Below are 10,829 nucleotides of genomic sequence, written 5' to 3' on the forward strand. Positions count from 1 at the left end.
GAGTCACCGCGGGAAGCGGATCCTTCGACTTCGCGTCTTGTGACGCTCCGCTCAGGATGACACAGGGGACGTCTTGCGGCGTTCCGTTCGGGATGACGTAAAGCGAGTCCCTCGGCGCGCACTCGGGATGGCGCAAGGGAGGTCTTCGGCCACGCCCAGGATGACACAGGACGAAGCCTCCCGAGCGCTCAGGATGACTGAGCAGGCTGTCATCCTGAGCAACCGAAGGGAGTCGAAGAATCTTCGAGCAGCGAATCTGCCGCACATCCTTTACTTCAGATCGAGCCCCATGAGCTTGTCGATGGTGAGCGCGTAGATCTTGAAGGACTGCTTCAGCAGATCCTCGCTCACACCCTCGTCCGGGCCGTGCATCATGCCCACCCATTCGGGATCCTTGATCCACGGCTTCTCGGGACCGAAGCTCGCGCCGCTCTTGAACTCACGGGCGTAGGTGCCGCCGCCCATGGTGAAGGGCTCGGCCTGCTCGCCCGTGGCCTCGTTGTAGGCGTTCAGCAGCGCCTGGATGACCGGGCTATCCGGTTTCACCAAGAAAGGCTCCATGAGCAGCGTGTTCTCGAACGAACCGCCGATGGCCGCAGCTTGCTCGCGCACGCGCTCCGTGATCTCGTCGGCCGTGATGGATGTGGGGAAGCGGCTGTCGAGCGTCTGGACGAAGCGGTCGTCCTCCAGCTTGATGGTGCCGCCCACCACGGTGAGGGGCCCGAAGTACTCGTCGGCGCTCTTGATGCCGAGGCCGCTGCCGTCCGTGTGGTTCAGCAGCTTCTGGTCGAGCTCGAAGAACGCGCGCTCGTCGGCACCGCACAGGCCGTGCTCAAGCAGATAGTCCACGATGAGGCCGATGGCGTTCACGCCCTCGTCGGGCGTGGAGGCGTGCGCGCTCTTGCCGGTGGCGTCGAGGCGCGCGCGACCGGGACCGGCCTCGGTCACCACGATGCGGTCGGTGTTCGGCAGTTCCTTCGCATCGGCGTTGACGATGGCGTGGGCCAGGCCCGGAACCGCGTTCGTTGCCATGCCGCCCTCGAACTCGACCACCACGCGGGCGCAAGGCTCGATGGGTTTGCTCATGAGCATGCCATCGTAGCCGCCCTTCTCGCCGTAGCACACGGGGAACTCGGCGTCGGGCGTGAACAGGAAGGCCGGGTCATCGTAGTGTTCGTGGTAGTACGCCACGTCGGCCATGCCCGACTCCTCGTTCGCGCCGAACAGGAAACGGATGGTGTAGGGGAATTCGACGCCCTGGTCTTTCCAGAACTTCATGGCGTGCAGCGCCATGACGCTGGGCCCCTTGTCGTCCAGCGTGCCGCGGCCCACAAGGTAACCGTCCTTGCGCGTGACATCGTAGGGTTCGAAGTTCCAGCCGGGGCCGGCCGGCACGACGTCCATGTGACCGATGATGCCGATCTGGGTGTCGCTCTTGCCGGGGAAGTCGGCGAAGCCGATGTAGCCTTCGGCGTCGTGCGTCGAGAATCCCATGTCCTCGGCCATCTTGAGCGCGGCCGTGAGCGCGGCCTTGGGACCGGGGCCGAACGGGGCACCGTCGGCCTTCTTGTCGTCTTCCTGGAAGCTGGGGATGCGCACGAGCGTGGCGATGTCCTCCACCATAGCGTCCCAGTTGTCGTCGAGGTACGCGTCAATTTTCTTAGTCAGTTCTTCGTGCTCCATACCGTTTCCGCCTCTCTGTCGAGTGGGTACGTCGTTGGCGCCAACGCGGCCTAAGGAGGCGTCGGCGAAGATCATTCCATTATGCCCCTTGTCGAAACGCCGCGCCAGAACATCATGCATATGTTGAGGTACCGTAGGTGCGAATGTCCCAAATGGGGACGCTAGCGAGGATATCGGCGACCGGCATGGAACGTCGCGAGCCCTCCCTGCTGTCATCCGGAGCATTCGCGCAGAGGGCGATTTTCCCTCGACGTGGTCGGCGGGTTCCGGTATACTTTCTTCTTGCGCCCGAGTGGCGGAATGGCAGACGCGGCGGTCTCAAAAACCGTTGTCCTAGACGTGCGAGTTCGACTCTCGCCTCGGGCACCATCCGCAAACAGGCCGAGCTCGCCGAGGGAGATCTTCGCCTTGGCGAGCTCGCTGCTTTTCTCAGGAAATTCATCTTTTCCTGTCGGACGTTTCCCGTTCGATATCAGGGTGCGGTATAAACAAGCGCCGCACCAGCCACATCATCCAGCGACGATCTACGTCGTGATCGGCAGTTCCAAGTCTTTCACGGCCGCGTCGCTCAAGGTGAACTTGAGAGGTCGTTTCGAAACGACGGCAACAAGGCCCCTCTCTTCCAGATCTTTCAGATACTTCCGAGCCGTCTGCGTGCTCACTTCCGCATGCGCCGACGCATCGCAGTACGGCAGTGGAAATCCGCCGAAACGCACGAAAATGCGAGCAAAGTTGCGTTTCGAAACCTGCATTCGCAGCCACGCCTTCAAGCAATTCTTGAATTGCCTGTTCAGAGACTTAGTGCGTTGCACGACGAACGAGGCAGGGCATCTTCACCGCCCTGAAACGCAACATTGCTCGCATTTTCGTGCGTTTCGGGCATCCTCCACTGCCAAACCACCATTGGCATACACCCGGCCAGGATGGCAATGCGTTGGCTTGCGGAATGCCATGCATTGTCGCCCGAAAGCCGCGGTTTTGAAACTGAAAACGCGGCTTTCGGGCGACAATGCTCTCGCGCCGCGCCATGAAAAACGCGACGCACCCGGAGGTGCGCCACGCGAAGGCAACGTTCTGTGGAGTTCGCCTAGTCCGTGAAGTACCCCACGCCGCCTTCGAACAGCGGCTGGAACAGGTCGCCGGGGACGTTTTGGTACAGGCCGGCGCCGCGGCGCTCGCTGTGGCCCATCTTGCCCAAGATGCGGCCGTCGGGGCTCGTGATACCCTCGACAGCCCACGCGGAGCCGTTGGGGTTCACGTCCAGATCCAGGGACGGCACGCCCTGCTCGTCGACGTACTGGGTGGCGATCTGGCCTCTCTCCTTCAGCTCGGCCAGCAGTTCGGGGCTGGCAACGAAGCGGCCCTCGCCGTGGCTCACGGGCACCGTGTGGATGTCGCCCACCTCGCAGCGGCTGAACCACGGCGACAGGCTGGACGCCACGCGCGTGCGCACGAGACGGCTCTGGTGGCGGCCGATGTTGTTGAACGTGAGCGTGGGGCAGCTCTCATCCATGGGGCGGATGTCGCCGTAGGGCACCAGGCCCAGCTTCACGAGCGCCTGGAAGCCGTTGCAGATGCCCAGCATGAGGCCGTCGCGGTTCTGCAGCAGGTCGCGCACCGCCTCCGTCACCGCCGGGGCGCGGAAGAACGCCGTGATGAACTTGGCGGAGCCGTCGGGCTCGTCGCCGCCGGAGAAGCCGCCCGGCAGCATGATGATCTGGCTGTTGTTGATGAGTCGCACCAGCTCGGCCGTGCTCTCGACCACGGCGTCGGGCGTGAGGTTGTTGATGACGAACGTCTCGACCACCGCGCCGGCCGCCTCGAAGGCGCGGGCGGAGTCGTACTCGCAGTTGTTACCCGGGAACACGGGGATCACCACGCGCGGGCGCGCGATAGTGCCGTTGTAGGTGAGAGGGATGGCGCTTGTGAAGGACAGCGGCTCGACAGGGAGGTCTTCCTGCTGACGCCGCGCGGGATCCTTCGACTGCGCGCCTTCGGCGCTCCGCTCAGGATGACAAAGGGTAGGCGCTTCGGTGCTCTGGTCGGTGTGGCAAGGGGAGGGCCCTCCGGCGCTTCGGTAGGGGAACACGGGTTCCAGCTGGGCTTCCCAGGCTTCCTGCAGTTCGGCCAAGTCGGCGGTCTCGCCGGCGGCGGCGAACTCGTAGGCCTCGGTGGTCTCGCCCACTTCGTCCACGCGCAGCGCGTCGGTTGCCACAGGCAGCTCCACGCACGGCGCCAGCTCCACGAGGAAGCTGCCGTACGCGGGCGCGAACAGCTCGTCCGACGTCACCTGGTCGGCCAGCTTCACGCCGATGCCGTTGCCCATGCACATCTTGAACAGCGCCTCGGCCGCGGCCCCGTAGCCCGGCGTGGACACGGCCAGCGCATCGCCGCTGCCGATGAGCCGCTCCACAACCGCAAGGGCCTCCAGCAGCCCGGCGGCATCGGGCAGCACGCCGTCGTAGGCAGCGGGCGCGATGCGCACCACGCGGCTGCCCGCCTGCTTGAACTCGGGAGACGTCACGCGATCCACCGACCCCACCGCCGTGGCGAACGACACCAGCGTGGGCGGCACGTCGAGCTGCTCGAAGCTGCCGGACATGGAGTCCTTGCCGCCGATGGAGCCCACGCCCAGGTCGATCTGCGCCTTGAGCGCGCCCAGGATGGCCGCCGCGGGCTTGCCCCAGCGCTCGGGCTCGTCGCGCAGCTTCTCGAAGTACTCCTGGAACGTCAGGTACATGTCCTCGCGCTTGAAACCGGCGGCCGCCAGCTTCGCCACGCTCTCCACCACGGCCACGTACGAGCCGTCGAACTGGTTGGCCTCGGTCAGATACGGGTTGAAGCCCCAGGCCATGCCGCTCACCGTGGTGGTCTCGCCGAACACGGGGAGCTTCGCCACCATGGCCATGGCCGGTGTGAGCTGGCGCGCGCCGCCGAACGGCATGAGCGCCGTGGCCGCGCCGATGGTGGAGTCGAAACGCTCCGACAGGCCCTTGTTCGAGCACACGTTCAAGTCGGTGACCAGCGCGTGCAGGCGCTCGCCCAGCGTGTCGCCCGCCCACGTGCGCTCGTAGGAGCCGCCGCGCAGCACGTGCACGTCCTGGTGCTTCGCCGCGCCGTTGCTGTTGAGGAACTCGCGGCTCACGTCCACGATGGTCGTGCCGTTCCACTCCATGCGCACGCGCGCCTCTTCGGTGACCTCGGCGATGGGCGTGGCCTCAAGGTTCTCCTCGTGCGCGAGCGCGATGAACGCGTCCACGTCATCGGCCGCCAGCGCCACGGCCATGCGTTCCTGGCTCTCGGCGATGGCCAGCTCCGTGCCGTCCAGACCCTCGTACTTCTTCGGCACCTTGTTCAGGTTCACGAACAGGCCGTCGGCCAGCTCGCCCACGGCCACGGACACGCCGCCCGCGCCGAAGTCGTTGCAGCGCTTGATCATGCGGCACGCGTCGCCGCGACGGAACAGGCGCTGGATCTTGCGCTCCACCGGCGCGTTGCCCTTCTGCACCTCGGCGCCGCAGCTTTCCAGCGAGCCCAGGTTGTGCGCCTTGGACGATCCCGTGGCGCCGCCGATGCCGTCGCGGCCCGTGCGGCCGCCCAGCAGCACGATCACGTCGCCCGGCGCGGGCGTCTCGCGCCGCACGTGGTCGGCCGGCGTGGCGCCCACCACGGCGCCGATCTCCATACGCTTGGCCGCGTAGCCGGGATGGTACAGCTCGTTCACCTGGCCGGTGGCCAGGCCTATCTGGTTGCCGTAGGACGAATAGCCCGCCGCAGCCGTGGTCACCAGCTTGCGCTGCGGCAGTTTGCCGGGCAGCGTCTCGCTCACCGGCACCAGCGGGTCGGCCGCACCGGTCACGCGCATGGCCTGGTACACGTAGCTGCGCCCGGAAAGCGGGTCGCGGATGGCGCCGCCCACGCAGGTGGCCGCGCCGCCGAAGGGCTCGATCTCGGTGGGATGGTTGTGCGTCTCGTTCTTGAACAGGTACAGCCAGTCCTGTTCCTCGCCGTCCACGTCAACCTTCACCTTCACCGTGCAGGCGTTGATCTCCTCGGACTCGTCGAGCCCGGTGAGGATGCCCTTCGCCTTCAGGTAGCGAGCGCCGATGGTGCCCATGTCCATGAGGCACACCGGCTTCTCGTCGCGCCCCAGCTCGTGGCGCATGGCCAGGTACTGCTCGAACGCGGCGCGCACGGCCTCGTCGTCGATGACGATGTTCTCCAACTCCGTGCCGAACGTGGTGTGGCGGCAGTGGTCGGACCAGTAGGTGTCGATCATCTTGATCTCGGTGATGGTGGGGTTGCGCCCCTCCTCGGCGAAGTAGCGCTGGCAGAACGCGATGTCGGCCGCGTCCATGGCCAGGCCGCGCTCGGCGATGAACGCCGCCAAGCCCGCCTCGTCCAAATCGAGGAAGCCCTCCACCGTCTCCACCATGGGCGGCACCGGCTGCTCCATCGCCAGCGTGTCGCGCGGCTCCAAAGACGCCTCGCGCGCCTCGATGGGGTTGATGACGTAGTGCTTGACGGCGGCCACGTCCTCGTCGGACAGCGCGCCCTTCAGCAGGCACACCTTCGCGCTGCGCACCTCGGGGCGCTCGCCCTGGCTGATGAGCTGGATGCACTCGCTGGCCGAGTCGGCCCGCTGGTCGAACTGGCCGGGCAGGTACTCCACGGCGAACACGACGGCGCCATCCGCCTCGGGCATCTCCAAAGACGCCACGTCGGACTGCGGCTCGCTGAACACCGTGGGCACGCACTGCGCGAAGAGCTCCTCCGAGATGCCCTCCACGTCGTAGCGGTTCACCAAGCGCAGGCCCTCGAGGCCCTCGATGCCCAGAATGTCGCGCAGCTCGTGCGCGAGCTGCTGCGCCTCCACGTCGAAGCCGGGCTTCTTCTCCACATACACGCGAGAAACCATGGTGTTCTGCCTTTCCCCCTCGTATAATCGAACGGCGCTTCTCCATCTATGCGCGAACGGGCGGGGCAAGCCCCGCCCCTGCGGTTTCGACCGTGCGCGCAAGCGGACAGGCTGCTTACTTCTTCGAGTCCTGCGGCTGCTCCTTGGCCTCCTGCTTCTCGGCCTTGGCCTCCTCCGCCTTCGACAGGCGGAAACCGCTGCCGAACAGGCCGCGCTTCTTAGGCTTCTCCTCTTCGGCGGGAGCCTCGGCGGCCTCGATCTTCTTGGACTTCTGCGCGGCCTTCTGCTGCTTCTCTATCGCGCGCTGCTCTTTGGACTTGCGGCTCTCCATCTCTTCCTGGTAGGCGCGGCGAACCTTGCGGATCTTCGAGAAGTCAACGTAGAGCGCTCCGATGATGCAGACGTAGGCCAAGCCCAGCATGACGTAGCTCACCGGATCGGGGAACCATGAACGGCCCAGCCACGACAGGGCCGTGGCCGCGATGGCGCCGATGAGCAGCGCCCACCATATCTTGCGCAGGCGCTTGTACTGCGGCGTGGGCGGATTGTAGTACTTGCGGTCGAGCTCGCCCTGCTTCTGGCGGGCGACCTTCTTCTCGGCCTTCTTCTGCTGCTTCGTCTTCTCCTTGGGCTGCACGCGCACCGTCGCGGCCGCCTTCGATTTCGGCTTCATGGACGCGGCGCTCTTGCGGGTCTGGCCCTGGTGCTCGTCGGTCTGATAGCGGTCGTTCATGGGGTTGCGTTGGGACATGGGTTATTGCTCCTTCAACGACGGAATGCGCACAGCCCTCTCAGCCGCACGCATTCCGCTGACATGCACTGGTATTAGTACGCGAACTTCTTTCCCGTGATCTTCTCGTAGGCTTGGATGTACTTCTCGCTCGTCTTCTCGATGACGTCTTGGGGCAGGCGGGGCGGGTTGCCCTGGCGGTCCCAGTTGGCGGAGAGCCAGTCGCGCACGAACTGCTTGTCGAAGCTGGGCTGGTCCTTGCCCTCGGCGTACTCGTCGCCCGGCCAGAAGCGCGAGGAGTCGGGCGTCAGCACCTCGTCGGCCAGGATGATCTGGCCGTTCAGGCGGCCGAACTCGAACTTCGTGTCGGCGATGATGATGCCCTGCTTCTCGGCGTGGTCACGCGCCGTGGTGTACACCTTCAGCGCAAGGTCGCGCAGCTGCGAAGCGTCGTCCTCGCCGATGATCTCCACGAGGCGCTCGTAGCTGATGTTCTCGTCGTGGTCGCCGATCTCGGCCTTCGTGGACGGCGTGAAGATGGGCTCGGGCAGCTTCGAGGAGTTCACCAGGCCCTCGGGCAATTGGATGCCGCACACGGTGCCCTGCTTCTGATACTCCTTCAGGCCGCTGCCGGCCAGATAGCCGCGCACGATGCACTCGGCGGGGAACATGTCGGCCTTCTTCACCAGCATGAAGCGCCCGCGCAGGTAGTCGGCGTACGGCTGGAACTGCTCGGGCAGATCGGCCACGTCGGCGGAGATCAGGTGGTTCTCCACCACGCCGTCCAGCAACTCGAACCAGAAGCAGGACAGCTGCGTGAGCACCGCGCCCTTGTGCGGGATCTCGTCTTCCAGGATGTAGTCGAACGCGGAGATGCGGTCCGACGCCACCAGCAGAAGCCGGTCCCCCAGGTCGTAGAGATCGCGCACTTTGCCTTGCGCGTCGGGCTTGATGTCCATTCCGGTCATGGTCTGCTCTGTCCTTTCATCGACGCGCCGCACGCCTTGCGGCGGCCGGCGTTTTTCGTATGCGCTCCATTATCGCGCAGTTTGGCTATTTGCGCCCCTTGGGCCGCGACTTTTGCGGCTTTTCTTTCGCCCTGGGCACCTTCTGCAGCTTCGGCTGCTTCTGCTGGCGCGCCTTCGGTTGGCGACCCTCGTCGTACAGCGGAATGTGGATGGTGAAGCAGGCGCCCTCGTTCTTGCGGCCCTCCACCTGCACCCAACCGCCGTGGCGGTCCACGATCTCCTTCACCACGGCCAGGCCGATGCCCAAGCCGCCGCTCTCGCGGTTGCGTCCGGCGTCGGCGCGCCAGAAGCGCGAGAACACCATCTTCGCCTCTTCGGGCGAAAGGCCGATGCCCGTGTCGCGTACGGCGATGGACGCCATGAGGTCGCCGCGCTTCACTTCCACGGTGATGTGGCCGCCCTCGGGCGTGTAGCGCACGGCGTTGGAGATGAGGTTGGCCGTGGCCTGGCGGATCATGTCGGCGTCGCCCAGCACGCGCACGTCGTCGTCGGCCTGGTATTCCAGCGTGAGGCCCGAATCGGTGACGAAGGCGTCGTGCGTGGCGATGATGCCCGAGATGAGCTGCCCCACGTCCACGACCTCTTCCTTCATGGGGTTCGCGCGGTTCTCCAAGCGCGACAGCTTCAGCAGCGAGTCCACCAGACGGCTCAGGCGCTGCACCTCGGAGTTCACCGTTTCCAAGTGCTCGGGGTCGGCCTCGAACACGCCGTCGACCATGGCCTCCACCGTTGACTGGATGGCCATGAGGGGCGTGCGCAGCTCGTGCGCCACGTCGGTGGTCAGGCGCCGCTCGAGCTCGCGATCCTTCTCCACCGAGTCGGCCATCTCGTCGAACGTCTCGCCCAGGCGCGCGATCTCGTCTTCGCCGTGCAGGTCGGTGCGGGCGGACAGGTCGCCTTCCTTGATGGCCTTCGCCGTCTTCGTCATGCGGTTGATGGGGCTCACCAGGTTGCGTGCGAACAGGAAGCCAATGCACGATGCCAGGAGTATGGCCATGGCCGCCGCGAAGAACATGGCCTGGTAGGATTTGTCGCGGAACTCCTCGTCGGTCGAACGCAGCAGCGTGTCGGAGCCGAGCACCCACACGCTCACCGAGCCCACCGCCTGTTCGGAAGGCTGGCCTTGGTCGATGACGATGGGCACCGTGACCATCTGCTCGGGCTTCGCGTGCTTCGGGATGAGCGAAACGCCGTCCGCGCCGTCCTCCTCGTTTTCGATAAGCGTGGAGTCGAACACGATGGACGCCTCGCTGTTCGCGGGCACGAGGTTGTCGACGACGCGCATGCCGATGCTCGGCGTGACGTTGACCATGTATCGGGCGGGCGCGAGCGTTTGGGCGTCGAACGTACCCGACTTCTCGTAGTTCTCCGCGATGTCCTGGGCGACCTGCTGGGCCGTCCGTTCTATGTTGTCGCGCGTGTACGTTTGGAAGTGCTGCTCCCACACGAACGACACCACGCCGATGGCCACCAGCGCGGTCATGGCCGCGATGAAGGCGAACGCCGCCGTCACACGGGTTGTGTACGAAAGGTTGTCCCAGCCCAGCCGCTTGTGACTGCGCGCGTCCGCGTCGTCCGCGCCCGCCTTGCCGATGGGTCCGGTCGTCGCCGAGTCTTGCACGCTTTGCTCCTCCTGCACCGGTTACGCGTTCACGCTCGAGGCGTCCGCGCGGTGCTTACTGCTGGACTTTGGTCGGGTCTTCGAAGCGGTAGCCCACGCCGTGCACGGTGTGCAGCCACTTCGGGCTGCGCGGGTTGTCGCCGATCTTCGCGCGCAGGTTCTTCACGTGGCTGTCGATGGTGCGCTCGTAGCCCTCGAAGTCGTAGCCGAGCACCTTCTCCACCAGCTCCATGCGCGAGTACACGCGGCCCGGATAGCGGGACAGCGTGGTGAGCAGCTTGAACTCGCTGGCCGTGAGATCGATCTCCTCGCCGTTCACGAGCACCTTGTGGCCCGACACGTCGATGGTGAGCTCGCCGAACTCCAGCACTTCGCGCTGCGGCTCGGAATCGGCGTGCACGCGGCGCAGCAGGGCGCGGGCGCGGGCCACGAGCTCGCGGGGACTGAAGGGCTTCACCAGGTAGTCGTCGGCGCCCAGCTCCAGGCCGATGATGCGGTCCTCCACCTCGCCCTTGGCCGTGAGCATGATGATGGGCACGTCGGAGTTGTCGCGGATGGCGCGGCAGACGCGCTCGCCCGGCACGCGGGGCAGCATCAGGTCGAGGATGACCAGGTCGAAATGGTGCTTCGAGAACTCTTCGAGCGCTTCCTGGCCGTCGCCGACCGCCGTGACCCAGTAGTTCTCGCGCTCAAGATAGGCCGTCACCGCGTCGCGGATGGCCTTTTCGTCTTCAACAAGCAGTATACGTCGCGTTTCGTTGCTCATGGATACCACCTCTGGTCGTTACCGGCTCGGATCACGCCCGGACGCGTATCCCGTACGCGCCCAGTTCCGAGCGTCTAGGTCGT

At 65.6% G+C, this 10,829-nt stretch carries 7 protein-coding genes and 1 tRNA gene; 1 reads left to right on the forward strand and 7 read right to left on the reverse strand.

Annotated features, from left to right (window positions below; all coding sequences use genetic code 11):
• Positions 1-270 precede the first annotated feature (270 nt).
• Complete coding sequence (locus HCH03_RS00390; RefSeq protein ID WP_221687927.1) at positions 271-1,683, reverse strand: Sapep family Mn(2+)-dependent dipeptidase; 1,413 nt, start codon at positions 1,681-1,683, stop codon at positions 271-273.
• 286 nt (positions 1,684-1,969) lie between these two features.
• On the opposite strand from HCH03_RS00390, the gene HCH03_RS00395 reads away from it, so the two are divergent.
• Positions 1,970-2,052, forward strand: a tRNA-Leu gene (locus tag HCH03_RS00395).
• Positions 2,053-2,207: 155 nt separating this feature from the next.
• Here HCH03_RS00395 and HCH03_RS00400 read toward each other — a convergent pair.
• The 6 genes from HCH03_RS00400 to HCH03_RS00425 all read right to left on the reverse strand — a co-directional run bounded on the left by HCH03_RS00400 (position 2,208) and on the right by HCH03_RS00425 (position 10,746).
• Positions 2,208-2,435 (reverse strand): hypothetical protein, encoded by a 228-nt coding sequence (locus HCH03_RS00400; RefSeq protein ID WP_221687928.1) that lies wholly within the window; start codon positions 2,433-2,435, stop codon positions 2,208-2,210.
• Positions 2,436-2,770: 335 nt separating this feature from the next.
• On the reverse strand, positions 2,771-6,601 hold the full coding sequence (locus HCH03_RS00405; RefSeq protein ID WP_221687929.1) for a phosphoribosylformylglycinamidine synthase: 3,831 nt from the start codon (positions 6,599-6,601) through the stop codon (positions 2,771-2,773).
• A gap of 115 nt (positions 6,602-6,716) precedes the next feature.
• The gene (locus HCH03_RS00410) at positions 6,717-7,352 is read right to left on the reverse strand and encodes a hypothetical protein (protein WP_185903910.1); all 636 of its coding nucleotides are present in this window, start codon (positions 7,350-7,352) and stop codon (positions 6,717-6,719) included.
• A 74-nt stretch (positions 7,353-7,426) separates the two neighbouring features.
• Positions 7,427-8,299 carry a phosphoribosylaminoimidazolesuccinocarboxamide synthase gene (locus HCH03_RS00415; RefSeq protein WP_221687930.1) on the reverse strand — a complete coding sequence of 291 codons (873 nt, stop codon included), beginning with the start codon at positions 8,297-8,299 and terminating at the stop codon, positions 7,427-7,429.
• A gap of 85 nt (positions 8,300-8,384) precedes the next feature.
• Positions 8,385-9,980 (reverse strand): ATP-binding protein, encoded by a 1,596-nt coding sequence (locus HCH03_RS00420; RefSeq protein ID WP_368041240.1) that lies wholly within the window; start codon positions 9,978-9,980, stop codon positions 8,385-8,387.
• A 55-nt stretch (positions 9,981-10,035) separates the two neighbouring features.
• Entirely contained in the window at positions 10,036-10,746 is a 711-nt protein-coding gene (locus HCH03_RS00425) for a response regulator transcription factor (RefSeq protein ID WP_015539178.1), read from the reverse strand.
• Between the last annotated feature and the right edge of the window lie 83 nt (positions 10,747-10,829).

The organism is Gordonibacter massiliensis (ex Traore et al. 2017) (assembly GCF_019731765.1).
Taxonomy (GTDB): Bacteria; Actinomycetota; Coriobacteriia; order Coriobacteriales; family Eggerthellaceae; genus Gordonibacter; species Gordonibacter massiliensis.